Here is a 19,900-nt window from a genome sequence, read left to right on the forward strand (position 1 = left end):
ATTAGAGACTACAAAACATTTTTTTCAGCCGTCTTTTTATACCAAAAAACAACTGAAAATTAAGATTATAAACTGCGGAATTTTAGATTTATTGTGGTGTTGGGATCTGACTTGTAAAGTTTTTCATTTCATTGTCAAACAAGTATAACCCACCTTTATCGTCTCCTATTAAATTGATTTTATCTAAGATATAACGTGCATTAGCCTCTTCTTCAATCTGTTCTGAGACGTACCATTGTAGGAAATTGTGTGTCGCATAATCTCTTTCGTCCAAAGTAATCCCAACTAATTCGTTGATACTTTGAGATACTTTTTCTTCATGAATCAACAATTGTTTAAACAGTACCTTATAATTTGACAAGTCCAAAACAGGTTCAACAGTGGCAGAAATTTTTGCTTCTCCACCTCTTTGATTGACGTATTTTACCAATTTCAACATGTGCATGCGTTCTTCGTCCGATTGTGCATACATAAATGTAGAAATTCCTTCAAAACCCTGCACTTCTGCCCAAGAAGCCATTGCTAAATAGATCTGTGAGGAGTTTCCTTCTACGCTAATTTGCCCATTTAAGGCCGCTTGAATTGTTTGAGATAACATATTACTTTATTTTTTTTACTTAATTATATATTTTGGGTAAATGCCTGCAATCGGCTTGCAAGATCATCGTTTACAGCCACCAAAGGCAAGCGAACCGTATTTTCTGCCAAACCTAGCGCTTTAAAAACGTGCTTTATTCCCGCTGGATTTCCTTGTTCAAAAATCATATCAGTGGCTTCGGCAATTTTATAATGCAATGCATACGCTTCGTCCACTTTTCGTTCCAAACCTAAGCGAACCATTTGCGAAAATTCTTTTGGAAAACCTTCACCAATAACCGAAATCACTCCTGAACCTCCTGCTAAAACCATTGGCAAGGTAATCATATCATCTCCAGAAATTACAAGGAAATCTTTTGGTTTACCTTGAATAATTTTCATAGCTTGAACAATATCTCCAGCAGCTTCTTTGATTCCAATTAAATTTGAAAACTCATTTGCCAAACGAATTACTGTGGAAGGCAACATATTACTCGCCGTTCGACCTGGTACGTTATACAGTATTACAGGAAGAGGCGCTGCTTTTGCAATCGCACTAAAATGCTGGTAAATTCCTTCTTGCGTCGGCTTATTGTAGTAAGGAGAAACGGACAAGATTGCCGAAAATGCAGTAAAGTCTCTCGTTTTTAATTCCTCAACGAGTTGCATGGTATTGTTTCCACCAACTCCTAAAACTAATGGCAAGCGTTTGTTATTCACTTTAACAATGGTATCAATCACCGCTTCTTTTTCTTCAGAAGTCAAGGTTGCAGGTTCTCCAGTAGTTCCTAGAACCACCAAGTATTCTACACCACCTTCTATAACATGATTTACAATTTTTTCTAGCGCCTCATGGTCTACAGAAAAATCTTTTTTAAATGGAGTTACAAGTGCCACTCCCGTTCCTACAAATGCTTGCATCTTTATATTTTGTTTAAAATCTTTAAATATTTGAATAATTCCTGAATGAAAATTGCGTGATCTTCCGCCGTAGTTTGTATCAATAAATGGTTTAATCTTTTATCAATAGTTGAAAAACCTACTTTAAAACTTGCCTTTGAACGCTGTGTCACTAATAAAAGTGGTGCTTTCTCGATATCGTAATAACTGATCAGTAAATCGAACTTTGTGGCCTTAAATTGCACAACATCCTCTTTTTCTATCGATCCAGACCAACTTACACTTTTTAAACTTAAAGAAGGAAAATTTGCGTCTCGTTTTTTGTCTTTGTCATGATACAGCAGCACTTCAATATGCTCTCTTTCAACTCCATTATCTTCTAAAGCGCGAATTAAATCTTCTTTCTTTGCAAAATACGTTTCATCGATAAGCAATCCAACTGTTCTGATTTTATCTACAGAATAGCCATCGCTATCTAACGAAAGTGCTTTTTTTAACTTTCTTTTTAATAGAAATTTCTTTAAAAAATTTAAAAACATACTACTTTTGCTTCAACTTACAAATTTAATTAAATAAGTATCATTTGAAATGGTAAATCTAAAAAAGTATACACCTATTTTACACTATTTTGTTTTAATCTTAACAGTTGCCACATTCTGGTCTTGTGCGGAAAAAAAACTGTATGTAAATAAGGTAGAAGGAAAACAAATTCCAGTAACGCAAGCACTCGCAACTACAACAGCTATTGAAGAATATATCGCACCCTACCGCGAACATATTGATGCCGATTTGAACTCAATATTAGCAATTGCAACTGAAAATATTGATAAAAAGGGGACTTATCAAACTAAAATTGGAAACTTACAGTCTGACATCACTTTAGCAAGTGCCACCAAACTTTTCATGATGAGAGAAAAAAAGAGTGTAGATATTTGTCTTCTTAATAATGGAGGAATTCGTTCGATCATTAACAAAGGAAATGTGACTACTCGAACTGCATTTGAATTAATGCCATTTGAAAACAGTTTAATTGTAGCTGCTTTAAAGGGAGAACAAATTTTGGAAATGATTGACTACTTGATTAAAGAAAAAAAGCCTCATCCCTTGGCAGGACTGACATTTACAATTGATAAAAATGATGTTGCAAAAAACATCTTGATTCAGAAACAACCTTTAGATCCACAGAAGACCTATTATGTTGCTACCAACGATTATTTATACAACGGTGGCGACAGCATGAATTTCTTTCAAAAAGCGACAAAAATGTATGACTTGGATTACAAATTAAGAAACGTTTGGATTGACTATTTCAAAGCTGTAGACACGATTCCCGTATTAACCGACATTAGAATTGCAAAAGAAAATTAAGATGAAAAGAAGAGATTTTATTCAGAAAACTGCTGCAAGTTCAGCTATTTTGGCGTTACCAAGTTTGCCTTTGATGTCTTTTGGAAAGCCGGACATCAAGCATTTGACAATTTTGCATACCAATGATGTTCACAGTCATATTGATTCTTTTCCCGCTGATGATTCTCGGAATCCCAACCAAGGTGGCGTTTCTAGAAGAGCCTCTTTGATTGACAGTATTCGAAAAGAAAATTCAAATGTTTTGCTTTTGGATGCTGGAGATATTTTCCAAGGCACACCTTATTTTAATTATTATGGTGGCGAGTTGGAATTTAAATTAATGAGTATGTTAAATTATGATTTGGCAACTATGGGAAATCATGATTTTGACAATGGAATTGATGGTTTTTATGCTCAATTGCCTCATGCAAAATTTGATTTTGTCTCTGCTAATTATGATTTTAAGAATACGGTTTTGAACGAAATTGTAAAACCCTACAAAGTTTTCAATAAAGGTGGAATCAAAATTGGTGTTTTTGGTTTAGGTATTGAGTTGGAAGGTTTGGTGGACAAAAAGATGTACAAAGAAACCGTTTATAACGATCCCGTTGAAACCGCAGAAGAAATGACACGCATTTTGAAAATAGAGGAAAAATGTGATTTGATCATCTGCTTGTCGCACTTAGGTTACAATTATAGAAACGATCCTGACAAAATTTCTGATCTGACTTTAGCTAAAAAAACCAAGGATATAGATTTGATTATCGGCGGTCATACGCACACTTTTCTGGATAAACCAACAATTGTAACAAACAAGGCTGGTGCACAAACTTTAGTAAATCAAGTAGGTGCTTACGGAATCAACTTGGGAAGAATTGACTTTTACTTTGACCATAACAAAAAGAAAACACACGAATCACGGACGATTATTGTTTAATTTTTAAACCATTAAGTCATTAAGGTCTATTAAGTTTCGCCTTAATTTTCTTAATATTTTAATGGTTTAAATTTTTTATTTCAACATTTCAATAAATGCTCCTTCCGAAATTATAGCCACATTTAATTTTGTGGCTTTTTCTAATTTTGCCGGACCCATATTATCTCCTGCAATTACAAAATCAGTTTTTGCAGAAATAGAACTTCCTACTTTCCCACCGTTATCTTCAATTTTCTTTTTTAATTCGTCTCGCGAAAAAATAGTGAACACCCCAGAAACTACAAATATCTTTCCTGCTAAAATATCCGTTGCATCAGGATTGATAATTTCAACAGTTTCCAATTGAACACCGTAATTTTTTAACCGCTCAATAATCAAACGGTTTTCTGTGTTACTAAAAAACTCTAAAACACTTTGCGCAATTTTCTCTCCAATTTCATCAACTAAAACCAATTCCATTAAGGTAGCTTGACTTAAAGCATTAATGTTTTTATAGTGCTTTGCCAATTTTTTTGCAACCGTTTCGCCCACAAATCGAATTCCCAACGCATATAAAACGCGCTCAAAAGGAATTTGCTTTGAAGCTTCTACTCCATTCACTAAATTCTCTGCTGATTTTTGAGCCATTCGTTCCAATGGAAGTAATTGTTCTACCTTTAAGTCGTAGAGATCGGCATAATTCTGCACCAAATTATTTTCAAAAAGTAAAGCAACTGTTTCCCCTCCTAAACCTTCAATATCCATCGCTTTGCGCGAAATAAAATGCTGAATTCGACCAATAATCTGTGGCGGACAACCGTAAAAGTTTGGGCAATAATGATTCGCTTCGCCTTCACTTCTGACTAATTCTGTATTGCATTCGGGACAATTTGTGATGTATTTTGTAGGTTGGGAATTTACTGAACGTTTTGTAAAATCGACAGCAATAATCTTTGGAATAATTTCGCCACCTTTTTCAACAAAAACAGTATCGTCTACTCGAATGTCTAGTTTTTCAATCTGATCGGCATTGTGCAATGAAGCCCGTTTTACAACTGTTCCCGCTAATTGTACGGGTTGCAAATTTGCCACAGGAGTTATCGCTCCCGTTCTGCCAACTTGATAGGAAATGGAATCTAAAATGGTACTAACTTGTTCCGCTTTGAATTTATATGCTACAGCCCAACGAGGTGCTTTTGCGGTAAAACCTAGTTCCTCTTGATAATGTAAATTATTGACTTTTATAACAACTCCATCTGTTTCATAAGGTAAATTATGTCGATGGATATTCCAGTATTCGATAAAATCAAAAATACCTTGTGTGTCATTCACTAATTTCGCTTCATTTGGCACTTTAAAACCAAAATCTCTAGCCTTTTGCAAACTTTCAAAATGCGTTTCAAATTTCACATCAGAACCAATAAAAGTATAAAGCAAACAATCCAAGGGACGTTTCGAAACTTCAGCACTGTCCTGTAATTTCAAACTTCCAGAAGCCGTATTTCTAGGATTTGCGTAAGGAGTTTCTCCAATTTCGATTAAGTCTTGGTTCATTTTTGCAAAACCTGCTAAAGGCAAAACGATTTCACCACGAATCTCGAAAGAATCTGGATAATCACCTTTTAATTGCAAAGGAACCGACTTTATGGTTTTTACATTATTGGTAACCTCATCGCCTTGAAAACCGTCTCCACGGGTTACTGCTCGTTTGAGCTGTCCGTTTTCATAAATGATTGAAATAGAAGCGCCATCGTATTTTAATTCGCAGGTATATTCAAGTGGAATATCACCAAGAAGTTTTTTAATTCTATTTTCCCAATCTAAAATATCTTCTTTAGAATACGAATTATCCAAGGAATACATTCGATTTTGATGCACAACAGTATTGAAATTCTTGGTAATCGCGCCACCCACTCTTTGCGTAGGCGATGAAGCGTCAAAAAATTCAGGATGTTTCGTTTCCAAATCTTGCAATTCTTTCAACTTTACGTCAAAGTCGTAATCTGAAATAACGGCATTATCCAACACATAATAGTTGTAATTGTGTAAGTTAAGTTCGTCACGCAACGATTGAATCTTCTGAGAAATATCCATAAAAAAATTGGCTAAATAAGTGCAAAATTGAAAGCACTAATTTAGCCAATTTAAAGCAAATACGACTAAAAAAATATTGTAGTTCAACAAATTTTTTAGCAGATTTCTATCGAATATTATTCCTGATTATCCTTAAACCTCATAAAAGCAATCTATACAATTATCTCGCAAAGGGTAAAGTAAAACATAACGCTTTGCGACTTAACGTCTTTGCAAGGCTAAAAAGTACGATCATCAATTATGAAGAAATTTATCTTTTTATGATTCGACAATTTGATTAATTTGCTGGTATAATTGGCCGTCGCTCAAGAAAGAACCTTGCTGAATTAAATCAAACAATGAACTATTTCTGTCTTTTTCAAATACTTTTTTACCAATTTTCATTTCTACATTTTCAGTAAACATGTTGTCGCTCAACCACTGTAAGCCTTCTTTGGTCAAAAAATCGACTTCAGGAGCCATCGCTTTTAATACAATTGAGTTTACATCTCCTTCATTGGCACGAAAAAGAAAAATATGTTGTTTAGAAAAATGTTCTAGATAAACTGCTTTTGTAAGCACGCCTTCCCAAATCAAATCAGAAAAAACATCTAATTCTTGTTCGGCAACTTCAGGTTTATTTAGTTTTATAGCATCCCATTCCGCTTTATCAATGGATTGCGAAGCTAAGAAATTGATGAATTCTTGGTGTAATTCATCAAATTGTTCTTTTGTAAGTCTACTGTATTTCATATTTATAAGTGTTTTGCCACGAAGTCGCTAGTAGCAAAGTTTATTATATTATATTTTTAATATTGACACCGATTATTGCAAGTAATAAGTTTTAATAATTCAACGATATTACTTAAAAATCTCTGTGTCTTTGTGCCTTTGTGACAAAATAAAAAAATCCCGACTTTCATCGGGATTTCTATATCTAAAACAGAAACTATTAGTTTTCTGCTACGATTTCAAATGGTAAGTCAACAATTACATCACGGTGCAATCTTACAGTAGCTGTATATTTTCCAGTACGTTTGATGATACCTGAAGTGATGAATTTTCTGTCAATTGAATGACCTGCTTTTTCTAAATGCTGAGCGATGTCAATATTGGTTACAGAACCAAATAATTTTTCACCACCTGCTTTAGCAGTAATTTTGATCTCAACTGCTTTTAGTTTTTCAGCTATTTCATTAGCGTCTGCAACTACTTTAGCTTCTTTGTGAGCTCTTTGACGCAAGTTTTCTGCTAATACTTTTTTAGCTGAAGGTGTTGCTAAAGATGCAAAACCTTGAGGAATTAAAAAGTTACGACCGTATCCAGCTTTAACTGTAACGATATCATCTTTAAATCCTACGTTCTGAACGTCTTGTTTTAATATAAGTTCCATGTTGTTGTCCTTTATTATAGAAGTTAGTCCCGATAGCTATCGGGACAACAACTCTAAATTATTATTTATTATTATTTAAGTAAATCGGCTACGTAAGGCATTAAAGCCAAGTGACGTGCTCTTTTTACTGCTACAGAAACTTTTCTTTGGAATTTCAAAGAAGTACCTGTTAAACGACGTGGAAGAATTTTTCCTTGTTCGTTTACAAATTTCAATAAGAAATCTGCATCTTTATAATCGATATATTTAATACCTGATTTTTTGAAACGACAGTATTTCTTTTGTTTGTTAGTCTCTATGTTTAAAGGCGTTAAATATCTGATATCTCCGTCTTTTTTTCCTGAAGCTGATTGTTGTAAAGTTGCCATAGTAATTACGCTTTAGATGCTTTAATTTTTGCTCTTCTTCTTTCCGCCCAAGAGATTGCGTGTTTGTCAAGACTTACAGTCAAGAAACGCATGATTCTCTCATCACGTCTAAATTCAGTTTCAAAAGCTTTCAAGATTTCTCCATCTACTTTGTACTCCAATAAGTGGTAAAAACCACTTTTTTTGTGTTGAATTTCGTAAGCCATTTTTTTCAGGCCCCAATCTTCTTTAGATACCATCTCTGCTCCTCTACTCGTAAGAAAATCTTCGAATTTGCTTACTGTTTCCTTTACCTGTGTGTCAGATAAAACGGGATTCAAGATGAAAACAGTCTCATAATGATTCATAATTGTATATTTTATTTGTTATAAAATTGGGTGCAAAAGTAACTAATTATTTTAATTCTACAACTATAGATTTGATTTATTCGCTAATCAGCTGATTTATTTTATCCAAATTGTTTTTTGCATTAAAAAAAGCGTACTTTAGAATGACCAAATCAGAGATCTCCTATGAAATTAACTTGTATAATTGTAGACGATTGCCCTGTTCAGAGAGCCCTTGTACAAAAATTGGTTACCAGTTATCCCAATTTAAAATTAGCAGGGATATTTTCTAACGGTGTTGAAACTAAAAATTTTCTTTCCACTAATTCAATTGATTTAGTTTTTCTAGACGTAGAAATGCCTGTTCTCAATGGGTTTGACTTCCTCGACACCTTAAAAGAAGCCAAGCCGCAAGTTATCTTTATTACTTCTAAGCCGGAGTATGCTGTAAAAGCGTTTGATTATGAAGCTACAGATTACCTTCAAAAACCCATAACTGCAATTCGCTTTGAGGCTGCAGTAAAAAAAGCAGCAAATAGACAGCTGGCGCTCGCTGAAAAACCCGTTTTTGACGACCACCATATTTTTATCAAAAGTAAATTAAAAAATTTGAAGGTGTTTACTTCGCGCATTCAATATTTAGAAGCGTATGGCGATTATGTAAAGGTTATTACTGATGATGGTAAACATATTGTACTTTCTACGATGAAGTCCTTTGAAAATGAACTACCAAACGATACATTTATTCGTGTGCACAAATCGTTCATTGTGAATTTAAATAAAATTGATACATTCAGCAGTAAATTTGTAGAAATTGGCACTACCGCCATTCCTTTAAGCCGTACTAAGAAAGAAAAACTACAAAAAGCAATTGCTGAAATCTAATAGAAATCGACATTTACTATGGTTTTAATCGAGCGATACACGGCAACTGATTCAAAACTGTTGAGCATTCTGGAAATAGTTCCTTTAATTGATCCCAAATTTTCTTTTTGCGGAATTTTAATTAGGATGACCCGTAAATATTCATTTCGAATTCGATTAACTCCAGGTTCTTCAGGACCTAAAACGGGAATGTTTAAATTTTGCGTCATCACTTGATACAACCAAGCTGAACCTTCTTTAAGCTTATCGTAATCGCGGTGCTTCAAAGTAATCTTTATAACTCGATAATACGGCGGATAAAAATAAATTTTTCGGTCGTACAGTTGTTCCTTATACATTCCAAAGTAATCATTGTGAGTCACTTGTTGGATGGTATTGTGATTGGGATTGTAAGTTTGAATAATTACTTTACCTCTTTTTTCTGAACGTCCAGCTCTACCGGATACTTGCATGAGCATCTGAAAACTGCGTTCAAAAGCCCGAAAGTCAGGGTAAAACAGCATGTTGTCTGCGTTTAAAACTCCTACTAAACTTACATTGTCAAAATCCAAACCCTTAGCAAGCATTTGCGTTCCGACTAAAATATCTACTTCTCGATTCTTAAAACTGTCGATGATGCGTTCAAATCCAAATTTTCCACGCGTGGTATCTTGGTCCATTCGTCCCACTTTTATAGATGGAAAAAGCGCTTGAACTTCTTGCTGGATTTGTTCAGTACCAAAACCTTTGGTCGTTAATTCTACGCTGGAACACGCTTGACAGTTGGTTGGTTTTGACATGGAATATCCACAATAATGACATCGCAGTTGATTTTTATGCTTGTGATAGGTCAAACTTACATCGCATTGTGGACATTCAGGAACGTGACCACAGGTTAAGCATTCCAAAATCGGAGAATAACCGCGACGGTTTTGAAATAAAATAATTTGTTCACCCAATGCCAATGCATCCGACATTTGATTGACCAAAGTATCGCTAAAATGACCTTGCATTTGCTTGCGGAAATATTTATCCTTCAAGTCGACCAATGCTACTTCTGGCAATTGCACTTTGGAAAATCGTTCGGTAAGTTCTACTAAACCGTATTTTTTATTTTGAGTGTTGTAATAGGTTTCAATACTTGGTGTTGCAGAACCCAATAAAACTTTTGCCTTATGAAAATGTGCCAAAACGATAGCAGCATCTCTGGCATGATATCTAGGTGCAGGATCAGATTGTTTAAATGTTTGTTCGTGTTCTTCGTCAATAATGATCAATCCCAAATCATTAAAAGGAAGAAATAAAGCTGAACGCGCTCCAATTATAATTTGTGCTTTTTCGGATTTCTCCAAGGATTGCAGCCACACTTCTACTCGTTCATTATTACTGTATTTGGAATGGAAAACTGCCACTTTGTTGCCAAAATGTGTAGTCAGCCTTGTAACCAATTGTGTTGTTAATGCAATTTCAGGCAGTAAATAAAGCACTTGTTTCTCTTCTAACAAAAATGCTTCAATCAGTTTGATGTAAATTTCTGTTTTACCGCTGGAAGTCACTCCATGAAGTAGCGTCACTTCTTTTGAAATAAAGCTTTCTTGAATTTCTTCGAAGGCTTTATTTTGAGCACTGCTTAAAACAAGTTCGTTGCGTTTGAAATTCCTTTCGAAAGAAACACGATCTTGTTGCATCGTGTATTCTTCAAAAATTTCTTTTGTAACTAATGCTTTTACGACAGCTGCAGAAGCACCACTTTGCTCCATCAATTGTTTGACAGAAACCGGTTTACTTTTCTCAGCAGCCATAAGTTGAAAATAACTCATCACTACTTCCCGCTGCTTTTCGGAATTCTTTAAAATTTGAAGGAGTTCATTAAGTCCTTCACTTGAATTGTAAATAGGATTCAATCTTACATATTTCAGCAACTTTGGCTTGTAACTTTCCTTGACTTCTTCTTCAACAATGAGAATGTTTTTATCGATCAATTGCTTGATGACGGGCAAAACGTTTTTCTTGTTTAAAATACCTACAATTTCCTGAATTTTCAAGGAAGATTGCTGTTGCAAAGCTTGATATACTAAAAATTCGTCATCGGAAAGAGAGGATTCTAAGACAAAATCATTATTTTTCTGACTGATAATGGTTTCACTTTCCAACAAAAGTGCGGATGGAATGGCCGACCGATACACGTCTCCGATGGCACACATATAATACGATGCAATCCATAGCCAATGTTTGATTTGTGTTTGCGAAACGATTGGAGTTTCGTCCAGCACTTGATGGATTTCCTTTGCGTCGTACTTTTCGGGTTTATTTTGATGCACATCAAGCACCAACGCCGTATATATTTTGCTTTTCCCAAAAGGCACAGCTACTCTAAATCCCGGCTTGATGAAATAAAATTCGGCTTCATTTACTTGGTACGTAAACGTTTGAGCCAATGAAAGTGGTAATATAACTTCAATGAAATACATGTCTTGGAAAGCAGTTGAAAGGTTATGAAGTGGATTATTATTCTACGCGATGCCAGTATTGGGTTCTACCAAACAATGAAATTCCGTAATAACCGCGTACTTTGAGTTTATTTTCGTTTTCAAGATTGATGTAGCATTTATAATATTTTCCGTGTTTGGGATCGAGGATTTTTCCACCATTGTATTCATTTCCGTCTTTGGTCAATCCGCGAATCAAGAGTAGTCCTAAAATAGGTTGATTTTTATCCTCACCTGAACAGTTGTTACACAATTTATCGCGGTCTTTGGGGTTTACAATTTCGATGACTTTTCCATGTATTTTTCCGTCTTGCTCGTAAATTTGAACAATTCCGAGTGGTTTTCCTGTTTGGTCGTCAATGGATTTCCATTTTCCTAAAACGGAAGGTGATTGTGCATGTACTGCAGCAAAAATAACGGTGAGTACTGTTAAAAAAAATATTTTCATATACCTGAATTTTTAGCCCGGATGGCAACGGAAAGCCCGGAGTTTAAAAAGCTTATTTTTTTCTGACCTAAAAGAGCGACTGTAGAAGCTCCTTTTAGGGCTTTGAAAAAATTGCTTTTTAAATGAGGACTTGAGTGAACAGCCGGACAAGCTCCTAAATTAAAATCGAAAAACGAGTTCAAGAACAATTATTATCTAAACAAATTGCGTCTTTTGAGTCGACTGATGGACGTATTGAGTTCAAAACCGAGCAAAAGAACCATGCAATTGAGCCAAATATAAAACATCATTATTAAAAGCGTACCAATTGAACCATAAAGTTCATTGTATTGCGAAAATTTAACAACCCAAATTCCGAAAATATAGGATGACAAGATGATTAAAATTGTAGTAAAAACGGAACCTATGGAAATAAATGAGGTTTTTTTTGATTCTTTGGTTCCAAATTTAAGCAAGATAGAAGATGTAATCAAGATCATTAACATTAAAAATCCGTAGCGACTTAACTCGATAATGTGGATGCTGTCGCTAAAAACGTTATCTAATTTTGTGCTTTGGATGAATACCTCAAAAATTACGGTTGTTGCTACAGTTACTAACAATAAGAGTGATAAAACCACCGACATTCCCAAAGCAACCATATATTGACGAAGGAAACCCCGCTTGATGATGACATGGTGCGAACTTTCAAAACCTCCGAGAATAGCGTTTAATCCGTTTGCCATTAAGAAGATGGAAAGTAAGAAACCGGACGACAATAATCCTTGGTAACTGTTATTTAAAATATCATTGATAATAGAAGCAATTGCCTCATAGGTATTGGGCGGTACGCTGTCCTCTAAAAATTTTAAAAAATCCTGCTGAAAGCCGTCAATTGGAATGTAAGGGATGAGATTTAAAATGAAAAGTGCGAATGGAAAAAGCGCCATAAAAAAGCTAAAAGCTACTGCTCCAGCCCGATAGGTTATGGCTCCTTCTACGATTCCGATGATATAAATTTCAAGTAAATCATAGAGTGACAAGCCTTCAAGGAAAGGTAATTTTACCCTCTTGGCGCCGTGCATTATATTCCGAACTACTGGAATTTTCTCTATTTTCTGCTCAATTTCAGCTGACATTTACAGTGCTTTTAAACTCAGATCCATGTTGTAAACCGAATGTGTCAACGCGCCAGAAGATATGTAATCTACACCACAATTGGCATATTCTCGGATGGTTTTCTCATTGATGTTTCCCGACGATTCTGTTTGACATTGGTTGCCAATTAAAGCAACAGCCGTTTTGGTATCTTCAAAATTAAAATTATCAATTAAAATTCGGTGTATTCCTTCTGATTCCAAAATTTCACGGATTTCATCGAGGTTTCTGGCTTCGACTATAATTTTTAAATCGAGGTTGTTTTCCTTTAAATATGATTTTGTTTTAGAGATTGCCTTTGTTATTCCACCAGCAAAGTCATTGTGATTATCCTTAAGCATTACCATGTCATACAATGCGAAACGGTGGTTTACACCTCCGCCAATTTTAACGGCCCACTTTTCTGGAGCACGAAATCCTGGCGTAGTTTTACGCGTGTCAAGAACATTTGTGTTTGTACCTTTTAATAATTGAACGTATTGGTTGGTTTTTGTAGCAATAGCACTCATTCTTTGCATGGAATTGAGCACCAAACGCTCGGCTTTTAAAATAGATTGCGAGCTTCCTTGGACGTGAAAAACAATGTCGCCATATTTTACAGGTGTTCCGTCTTCAATAAAAGTCTCCACTTGCATTGCTGGATCCACATAATTAAATATCATTTTAGCAAATTCTACTCCAGCAATAATTCCGTCTTCTTTGACTAGCAACTTTGCTTTTCCCGTCGCCGTTTCTGGAATACAAGCCAGTGAACTGTAATCGCCTGGCCCGACGTCTTCACGAATTGCGTTTGCGATAATTAGGTTTAACTCTTCTTGAAATTGAATATCTGAAATCATAGGTTCTAATTTGATAGGCTAAAATACAAAAATCGCAGGAACTAAAACACGATTTACAAAGTTATGTAAACTAAAAAAAGCTTCGAATTATTTATCCGAAGCTTTTTAAATTTATTTTCCTACACCGTTTATCTTCCTAAAAACTGATCGTCACTCAATGTTTTCATGAAAGCAATGAGTTGGAACTTTTCTTCAGCTGTAAGGTTTATTTTATTGCCGTTTTCTTTAAATATCGGATCTAAATTTGGTGCATCCAAAACGCTGTCAGACATATAATCCAACACCGCATCTAAGGTAGCAAACTGTCCAAAACTTCCGTATGGCGCAGTTTCTGCCACATTTCGCAACGACGGAACACGAAAACGCATATAATCTGATGAAACTCCTGTTACTCGTGCACGGCCTGCTTCATTGGAATCTGGGTTTAATGGAAAACCAATATTTCTAAAACTTTGGTCGGTAAAAAGTGGTGTACTGTGGCAACTGGCACATTTTTGTTGAAAAACCTGATAGCCTTGACTTTCAATTGCGGTAAAGGTCTCGCCTTGTTGTTTTTTCACACGGTCGTATTTACTGTTGGCCGAAATTAATGTGTATTCATATTGTGCGATACTTTTGTAAATGCGATCAGGTGTAATTTCTGAATCGCCAAAAGCTTTTTGAAATAAATCTTTGTATACCGCATCGCCCTGCAATTTCTCTATGACTTCTAAAATGGACGAATCCATTTCCTCGTGTGTGATTATCGGTACAATCGTTTGACTTTCAAGTTGCAATTTACTTCCGTCCCAATTGTAAAATTTCATGAAGGCTAAGTTCTGAATGGGCGGCACGTTTCTAAGTCCAATTCTTCCTTCAATTCCTATTGCTTGACTGTTATTATCTGCAAAAGCATTTTCCTGAGCATGACACGTTGCACATGAAATAGTATTATTCGTACTGAATTTTTTTTCATGAAATAATCTGTCGCCTAGTTCCACTCCATATTTTGTAGGTCTGTTGGAGTGCACTGCATTATTCAACGCCGGAAAATCGATCGGAATATCCAAGACCAGATCTGGATTATCATATGAAATAGACTCGTAATCCTCACTACTGCAAGATGCTAAAATCAATACTATAAACAGAAACCCAAATGACTTTTTCATCATAAATACATTAAAAATAGATTCAGAAATGGATAAGAAGCCGTTTGAAATTTCACTGACAAACGGCTTTCTAATTATGTATTAGTTTGTTACAGAAGTGATAGAAAACATCCCTTTTTGATCTGTAGTTCCGTTTCCACCAATGTTATCTACAAATTTAACCATATTCACAGCCGTGTGAACACTAGGAACCGCATTACCACTTCCCAATTCAATAGTATTGGATTGACCGCTCAAAAGCATATTAAAATCTGCTTTAATAGTTATTTTTGGAGATTTCCCACCAACTATTGCACTTGTCGAAAGGTCTAAAACAATTTCTCTGTAAGCATCCACTCCTTGTGTATAGCTCGATTCCACTCCTTCTTCTCCTTCTACCGTACTTCCTGAGTGGATTGACAATACATTATTATCAGCTCCATAAAAGCCTTCTATCTTTGTAAAACGATATCCTGTTCCCCATTCCCACATCATTTGTGTATCATTTGCACCTGCTGCTGCATAAAAATCAGGAAACCTAAATTGATCTAAAGTATTTAGTTCTTGTTTAATTCCTAAACCAAATTTAATTTGTGTGTATTCGCCAGCTGGAATAGTGCTCATTACATAATTTAAGCTTGAAACTTTAGATTGATCGATTACCGTAGCTCCTCTGTCCAAATCATTGATGTGATATAAAACTTCAGTACCATCGCCTTTTACCAGACGAATATTGCTGATTACGTATTTCAGTTCCGAAAAATGATGAATTTGTCCCGCACTAGAAGTAGTTGTTGTTGCTGTAGCAGAAGTTTCGCCGCCAAGAACGATCGGTGTACTTCCAAAAGTATTTTCAAAAACTAGGTTTACATCGTTTGCCACCGGACTATTGTCATCCGTACTACAAGATGTAAATGCTATTAAAACTGTTGTCAATAAAAGATATTTTTTTAAATTTTTCATTATTTGTGTTTTTTATGAAATTGTGTTTTTTATGAAATTGTGTTTTTATTATTTGTAATTATGAAAATCTAACCCATTGCATGCAAATGATATTAGGTGGCGGATGGAAAATCTCAACGTCAGGATTAAGCTTTAAGCGTCTCCTATATAGCAATTGTTCTTTCAGTTGAAATGAAGCTGAACTCTCAAAAATTAGTTCTGTTGGCACGGTTAATGCCAGTTCAAAATTTTTATAATGTACCGTTTGTTCAGAATCACTACTTTCCGATTTTTTCAATTTTTCTTGTAAGTAGCACTTACCTTTACATTGCAATTCGGGTTTGTCGATGTTTACACAAAATTCTTTTTCAATTGCAATTTGATTGAGTTTAAAATGCATAATTACCACCGCTTGATATGATGTCAAGAGTAGAAATGTGAAAGCCAGCATTAAACTTAGACCCTTTAGCATTGCTTTAGAAATTAATTTTTAAAGACGTAAAAATATTTCGCCCCATACGCGGAATGTTTCCCCAATCGGCATAGGTACTGTAAAATTCATTTAAGATATTTTCAGCTCCAACTTGAATCGTGGTTTTATTATTCTTGATAAAAAAGGAGTAATCAGCAGAAAAATTCCAAATAGTATACGAAGGTGTTTGATCTTCGCCGTACTCTGGACTGTAATTTATTTGTTCCAAATCGCCATTAATTGAAGTTTGAAAATTAAAACGCTGATGTCCATAATGCAATGAAGTTTGGTAACTCAACGGACGGATAAAAGGCAAGTTTTTTGCTTCATTGTCTTGTCCTCTGGCATACGTTAACACACCTTTCCAGTGCAATTTTTCTAAAATCGCATAGTTGGCATTCAATGAAAAATTAAATAATGTTGCAAAATCTAGCGACGTATATCCCTTTACACCCACCGATTGATAGTTCATCGGACTTCCCAAATTTAAGATTCGACCGATGATGTAATTTTCTATATGAAAATAATTTACATTGGCCTGAATACTTCCTTTCTTAATTGAATATCCCGCACTGGCATTGACTTCATACGATATTTCATTTTTCAAATTTGGATTTCCAATGTAATCATATCTGTCAAAACTGTTGTAAATATAATACCCGTACCCCTCCGAAACGGATGGCGCTCTGTGGCCGTAACCCGTTCCTAGAGTAAAATTAAATTTGTCAAAGTTCAATACATAGCTAGAATGCACACTCGGTAAAAATCGCGTTTTTTCTTGGGGTGCTCCCGGATGGAAAATCCAGTTGAATTCTACGTATTTTGAATAATTATAATTGACACCCAAAGAACCACCAAAATTCAGTGCACTTCGCTCCGAAATATCCCAGGAATTGTTCATTGATAATCCGGCGAAAGTAGTAGTAACCGAAGGCCAACTGTAGGCAAACATGGTTCTTTGACCTCTGTCTTGTGGATACATTCGCATTTCTGCAGTTGAAAGGTTTGAATATGCATTCAACTGAATGTCGGAAGAAAAACGCTCTTTTTTTACATTTATTTTAGAAAGAAATCCATACGTATTACTCCATCCTGGCATGTCCATGTGTACTAAATTTTCGGGACGTGTAGTGTCGTCCATGTAATGTTCAATAGCATTGAAATATAATTTTGTATCCCAAACACGCACCAATCCTTTTTCAAACAATTGTTTATAAGAAACTGACGTGATTAACGCACGCGACAACCACAAATCCATTGGCAACGCAGGATAACCTACATCGCGCGCTTGATCAAAAATTGCTTCCACTCTTAGTGATGACAAATCGCTTGTTTTATACGCCAGACCCAACGATGTGTTGAACTTTTTAAACTGAGAATGATTCACATCATCATCGTTCCCATCACTGTAATTTTCTGCACGACGGTACGAAATACTTGCATCCGCAACAAATTTTTCGCTCGAATAAGATACATTTCCTAAATTAAAAAACTGTTTATTATTGAATTCAAATCCTGTTTGGTACACTCCATTCCACGATTTTGACAAACCAAAAGGCGTGCTTTTTCTCTGTAAATCGATACTTCCTGCAACGGTTGCTCCATGCAAACTTCCTTCTTGTCCCGATTTTATTTCAATAGTCGAAAGATTGTTACTTTCTACGTAGGATGTGATTGGGTCCATTTTATCGGTACAAGCGCCAAAAACGTGCATCCCATCAATTGTTACCGTAGAACGCTCAGTACTCATGTTATTTAGTAACGGTTCCCAAGCATACGCACCTTTTTTGATAAAACTAATACTAGCAGATGAAGCCAAAAATTCATCCACAGAAACTGCCATTTTCATGTCGGTTTGGATTTTACTTTTGGTCGCTGCTTTGATTGTTACTGCTTCTAAAACCCGTGTACTATCTTTCTCTGATGATGGCGTTTGTGCATTTGCAAATAGACTACAAAAAAGAACTATGATTGTTAGACTCCTCATCAGTATTAAAATAATATATTGATAAACAAGTCACTTTTTGCTCCTTCTATTCCGGGTGTAAATTCGGTGGAAACGGGTGTTCCTTTAACGGTCTGTCCACTTTGACTTTTTAAAATAAAATTCAGCGTCCAGTTTCCCGTCATCGTGTAACGGACGACGCCATAATACAAACCATCACTTTGTTGCGTTAAATCTTGATTATTAGGCGAAGAATGATTTCCCATTGAAGGTTCAGGCATTCTTGGATCTAAAAGCAAGGTGTAATTTTGAACTTTTATATAGGTAAACTGCGATGGGTCTGGAAAATTACCCGGCTCAGTTGTTGGCACAACGTACTTAAATATTCCAGCAACTAAATCATTCTCTGCAATCTTTGGTTTTTGTGGCGCAATTAAAGCAATTAGATACTCTTGGCCGTCATTTCCTGTAAAAGCCGTCATGTTCAAGTTTTTATTGAGTTGCTCGTTGATCAGAATATCTTTGGCAACAGAAAACTTTTGGTTGTTAACAGTGAAAGAGAGATACAATACCCAGTTATCTGATATAGTGCTTTCTTCGGTGAATACAGCATAACCGGTGTAGTAATTTTCCGTACTGTTGTATATTAAATCATACAAATGCGGACCTGAACTTGTTTTCCCTAAACCGTCCGTCATGACCGGTAAAAATGTAACTTCGGATGCAGGAACAGTTGTACCATTTTCAATGTCAGTTATTTTTACACGAATATCATTATAACCTTTATAGAAAGTGCCGTTTAACGCTTCTACGCTAATTTTATAACCCGATTCATTGAAAGAAACGACTTCTTCAAATTCAAAAAATTCTTCGACTATAGTATCAATTTCAGATTGATAATCTGTTTTGTCAAGGGTGCATGAAATAGTCACAAAGAGAATTGCAACTACAAGCAAATGTAATTTCTTCATTATAAATGAATTTTTATTGAAAAAAGGCAATTGAGAATTTTGCGTACATGTTACCTAAAGACTTTGGCAAATGCAAGTCAGAAGCAGGCGTATTTCATTGTGAAAAATGAAATTATTGTACAGCACTTTAGAGATAGAAACCGTAAACACGATTGGTGTTATGACAACACTGATTGAGCTTGCGATTATAACCAAAAGGCTAAATGCGCAAATCAAACATGTAAAAGTTACTATTAAATCTAAATTAGTGGTGGGTGGAAAATAGCGTTCATAAAACGAAAGACATACGTTTTATTGTAAGAAAATAAAACTTTTACAGATTGCTTAATTGTAACGAAAATCGGTTCTGTACCAAAATCTTGAAAGTACAGCACTTGATATTCCATGGACGAAGCACTATTTTTTTGGGTTTTATTTTCGGTATCCGATGCTTGGGATAATTCTTTTTTGAGGTGGCATTTCCCGTTACATTTAAGTTCCGGTTTGTCCACATTAACACAAAGTTCCGTTTTAATATAATCATACAATACGGCGTATTCCAAAAAGGGAACCGCAGGTTTTAAAAGCATAAATAATGCAAATATGAATATGAAAGGTTTCAATATACTAACTTTGTGGGTACAAAAATACATCATAGAAGCAGTACTTTATATGACATAAATCATTTATTTCATTATTTAACACTTCAATTTGCTGCTCTACCATTAAATTTACTGCATCATTTACAAAAGTGAGCGGCATCGTTGACAATTTTGTACTTTTGTGAA

21 protein-coding genes are annotated in these 19,900 nt (G+C 35.3%); 3 read left to right on the plus strand and 18 right to left on the minus strand.

Features of this window, described 5'->3' with window-relative positions:
• Positions 1-88 precede the first annotated feature (88 nt).
• The 3 genes from H602_RS0111625 to H602_RS0111635 are packed head-to-tail and all read right to left on the minus strand — an operon-like array spanning position 89 to position 2,015.
• Positions 89-598, minus strand: coding sequence for a ferritin (locus tag H602_RS0111625; RefSeq protein ID WP_026978151.1), 510 nt, complete (start codon positions 596-598; stop codon positions 89-91).
• A 23-nt stretch (positions 599-621) separates the two neighbouring features.
• Complete coding sequence (gene dapA / locus H602_RS0111630; protein ID WP_026978152.1) at positions 622-1,497, minus strand: 4-hydroxy-tetrahydrodipicolinate synthase; 876 nt, start codon at positions 1,495-1,497, stop codon at positions 622-624.
• A gap of 2 nt (positions 1,498-1,499) precedes the next feature.
• Positions 1,500-2,015: a DUF6913 domain-containing protein gene (locus H602_RS0111635; RefSeq protein ID WP_026978153.1), complete on the minus strand. Its 516-nt coding sequence runs from the start codon at positions 2,013-2,015 to the stop codon at positions 1,500-1,502.
• Positions 2,016-2,064: 49 nt separating this feature from the next.
• Between H602_RS0111635 and H602_RS0111640 the strand changes: the two genes are divergently transcribed.
• A complete protein-coding gene (locus H602_RS0111640) occupies positions 2,065-2,844 on the plus strand; it encodes a 5'-nucleotidase C-terminal domain-containing protein (RefSeq protein WP_026978154.1) in 780 nt (259 codons plus the stop codon).
• Between the two features lies 1 nt (position 2,845).
• A complete protein-coding gene (locus H602_RS0111645; RefSeq protein ID WP_026978155.1) occupies positions 2,846-3,760 on the plus strand; it encodes a bifunctional metallophosphatase/5'-nucleotidase in 915 nt (304 codons plus the stop codon).
• Positions 3,761-3,835: 75 nt separating this feature from the next.
• On the opposite strand, the gene ligA is transcribed toward H602_RS0111645, so the two are convergent.
• The 5 genes from ligA to rpsF form a co-directional block, all read right to left on the minus strand.
• Complete coding sequence (gene ligA / locus H602_RS0111650) at positions 3,836-5,833, minus strand: NAD-dependent DNA ligase LigA (protein ID WP_026978156.1); 1,998 nt, start codon at positions 5,831-5,833, stop codon at positions 3,836-3,838.
• 258 nt (positions 5,834-6,091) lie between these two features.
• A complete protein-coding gene (locus H602_RS0111655) occupies positions 6,092-6,565 on the minus strand; it encodes a DUF6495 family protein (protein ID WP_026978157.1) in 474 nt (157 codons plus the stop codon).
• Positions 6,566-6,764: 199 nt separating this feature from the next.
• Positions 6,765-7,205, minus strand: coding sequence for a 50S ribosomal protein L9 (gene rplI, locus H602_RS0111660; RefSeq protein ID WP_026978158.1), 441 nt, complete (start codon positions 7,203-7,205; stop codon positions 6,765-6,767).
• A 71-nt stretch (positions 7,206-7,276) separates the two neighbouring features.
• The gene (gene rpsR / locus H602_RS0111665) at positions 7,277-7,573 is read right to left on the minus strand and encodes a 30S ribosomal protein S18 (RefSeq protein WP_026709514.1); all 297 of its coding nucleotides are present in this window, start codon (positions 7,571-7,573) and stop codon (positions 7,277-7,279) included.
• 5 nt (positions 7,574-7,578) lie between these two features.
• On the minus strand, positions 7,579-7,920 hold the full coding sequence (gene rpsF / locus H602_RS0111670; RefSeq protein ID WP_022828231.1) for a 30S ribosomal protein S6: 342 nt from the start codon (positions 7,918-7,920) through the stop codon (positions 7,579-7,581).
• Between the two features lie 165 nt (positions 7,921-8,085).
• Between rpsF and H602_RS0111675 the strand changes: the two genes are divergently transcribed.
• Positions 8,086-8,784 (plus strand): LytR/AlgR family response regulator transcription factor, encoded by a 699-nt coding sequence (locus H602_RS0111675; protein ID WP_026978159.1) that lies wholly within the window; start codon positions 8,086-8,088, stop codon positions 8,782-8,784.
• Here H602_RS0111675 and priA read toward each other — a convergent pair.
• From priA to H602_RS0111730, 10 genes are all read right to left on the minus strand, one after another.
• Positions 8,781-11,234, minus strand: a complete 2,454-nt coding sequence (priA, locus tag H602_RS0111680) for a replication restart helicase PriA (protein ID WP_026978160.1) — start codon at positions 11,232-11,234, stop codon at positions 8,781-8,783. The two genes, H602_RS0111675 and priA, sit on opposite strands and share 4 nt — an antisense overlap.
• A gap of 37 nt (positions 11,235-11,271) precedes the next feature.
• Positions 11,272-11,700, minus strand: a complete 429-nt coding sequence (locus tag H602_RS0111685; RefSeq protein ID WP_026978161.1) for a DUF2147 domain-containing protein — start codon at positions 11,698-11,700, stop codon at positions 11,272-11,274.
• A 191-nt stretch (positions 11,701-11,891) separates the two neighbouring features.
• On the minus strand, positions 11,892-12,818 hold the full coding sequence (locus tag H602_RS0111695; protein WP_026978163.1) for a YihY/virulence factor BrkB family protein: 927 nt from the start codon (positions 12,816-12,818) through the stop codon (positions 11,892-11,894).
• A complete protein-coding gene (gene nadC / locus H602_RS0111700) occupies positions 12,819-13,676 on the minus strand; it encodes a carboxylating nicotinate-nucleotide diphosphorylase (RefSeq protein ID WP_026978164.1) in 858 nt (285 codons plus the stop codon).
• A 128-nt stretch (positions 13,677-13,804) separates the two neighbouring features.
• Positions 13,805-14,824 carry a cytochrome-c peroxidase gene (locus H602_RS0111705; RefSeq protein ID WP_026978165.1) on the minus strand — a complete coding sequence of 340 codons (1,020 nt, stop codon included), beginning with the start codon at positions 14,822-14,824 and terminating at the stop codon, positions 13,805-13,807.
• Between the two features lie 81 nt (positions 14,825-14,905).
• Complete coding sequence (locus H602_RS0111710) at positions 14,906-15,766, minus strand: MbnP family protein (protein WP_026978166.1); 861 nt, start codon at positions 15,764-15,766, stop codon at positions 14,906-14,908.
• A gap of 58 nt (positions 15,767-15,824) precedes the next feature.
• Positions 15,825-16,217, minus strand: a complete 393-nt coding sequence (locus H602_RS18795; RefSeq protein WP_035759555.1) for a hypothetical protein — start codon at positions 16,215-16,217, stop codon at positions 15,825-15,827.
• 4 nt (positions 16,218-16,221) lie between these two features.
• Complete coding sequence (locus H602_RS0111720) at positions 16,222-18,204, minus strand: TonB-dependent receptor plug domain-containing protein (protein WP_026978167.1); 1,983 nt, start codon at positions 18,202-18,204, stop codon at positions 16,222-16,224.
• Positions 18,205-18,209: 5 nt separating this feature from the next.
• Entirely contained in the window at positions 18,210-19,133 is a 924-nt protein-coding gene (locus H602_RS0111725; RefSeq protein ID WP_026978168.1) for a hypothetical protein, read from the minus strand.
• 239 nt (positions 19,134-19,372) lie between these two features.
• Positions 19,373-19,702, minus strand: coding sequence for a hypothetical protein (locus tag H602_RS0111730; protein WP_026978169.1), 330 nt, complete (start codon positions 19,700-19,702; stop codon positions 19,373-19,375).
• Positions 19,703-19,900: the final 198 nt, after the last annotated feature.

Origin of the sequence: Flavobacterium tegetincola DSM 22377, assembly GCF_000425485.1 — a bacterium.
Lineage (GTDB): Bacteria > Bacteroidota > Bacteroidia > Flavobacteriales > Flavobacteriaceae > Flavobacterium > Flavobacterium tegetincola.

Coding starts and splice junctions, on each gene's coding strand:
- H602_RS0111625 (WP_026978151.1), bottom strand. CDS start 598: ATGTTATCTCAAACAATTCAAGCGGCCTTAAATGGGCAAATTAGCGTA.
- dapA (WP_026978152.1), bottom strand. CDS start 1,497: ATGCAAGCATTTGTAGGAACGGGAGTGGCACTTGTAACTCCATTTAAA.
- H602_RS0111635 (WP_026978153.1), bottom strand. CDS start 2,015: ATGTTTTTAAATTTTTTAAAGAAATTTCTATTAAAAAGAAAGTTAAAA.
- H602_RS0111640 (WP_026978154.1), top strand. CDS start 2,065: ATGGTAAATCTAAAAAAGTATACACCTATTTTACACTATTTTGTTTTA.
- H602_RS0111645 (WP_026978155.1), top strand. CDS start 2,846: ATGAAAAGAAGAGATTTTATTCAGAAAACTGCTGCAAGTTCAGCTATT.
- ligA (WP_026978156.1), bottom strand. CDS start 5,833: ATGGATATTTCTCAGAAGATTCAATCGTTGCGTGACGAACTTAACTTA.
- H602_RS0111655 (WP_026978157.1), bottom strand. CDS start 6,565: ATGAAATACAGTAGACTTACAAAAGAACAATTTGATGAATTACACCAA.
- rplI (WP_026978158.1), bottom strand. CDS start 7,205: ATGGAACTTATATTAAAACAAGACGTTCAGAACGTAGGATTTAAAGAT.
- rpsR (WP_026709514.1), bottom strand. CDS start 7,573: ATGGCAACTTTACAACAATCAGCTTCAGGAAAAAAAGACGGAGATATC.
- rpsF (WP_022828231.1), bottom strand. CDS start 7,920: ATGAATCATTATGAGACTGTTTTCATCTTGAATCCCGTTTTATCTGAC.
- H602_RS0111675 (WP_026978159.1), top strand. CDS start 8,086: ATGAAATTAACTTGTATAATTGTAGACGATTGCCCTGTTCAGAGAGCC.
- priA (WP_026978160.1), bottom strand. CDS start 11,234: ATGTATTTCATTGAAGTTATATTACCACTTTCATTGGCTCAAACGTTT.
- H602_RS0111685 (WP_026978161.1), bottom strand. CDS start 11,700: ATGAAAATATTTTTTTTAACAGTACTCACCGTTATTTTTGCTGCAGTA.
- H602_RS0111695 (WP_026978163.1), bottom strand. CDS start 12,818: ATGTCAGCTGAAATTGAGCAGAAAATAGAGAAAATTCCAGTAGTTCGG.
- nadC (WP_026978164.1), bottom strand. CDS start 13,676: ATGATTTCAGATATTCAATTTCAAGAAGAGTTAAACCTAATTATCGCA.
- H602_RS0111705 (WP_026978165.1), bottom strand. CDS start 14,824: ATGAAAAAGTCATTTGGGTTTCTGTTTATAGTATTGATTTTAGCATCT.
- H602_RS0111710 (WP_026978166.1), bottom strand. CDS start 15,766: ATGAAAAATTTAAAAAAATATCTTTTATTGACAACAGTTTTAATAGCA.
- H602_RS18795 (WP_035759555.1), bottom strand. CDS start 16,217: ATGCTAAAGGGTCTAAGTTTAATGCTGGCTTTCACATTTCTACTCTTG.
- H602_RS0111720 (WP_026978167.1), bottom strand. CDS start 18,204: ATGAGGAGTCTAACAATCATAGTTCTTTTTTGTAGTCTATTTGCAAAT.
- H602_RS0111725 (WP_026978168.1), bottom strand. CDS start 19,133: ATGAAGAAATTACATTTGCTTGTAGTTGCAATTCTCTTTGTGACTATT.
- H602_RS0111730 (WP_026978169.1), bottom strand. CDS start 19,702: ATGCTTTTAAAACCTGCGGTTCCCTTTTTGGAATACGCCGTATTGTAT.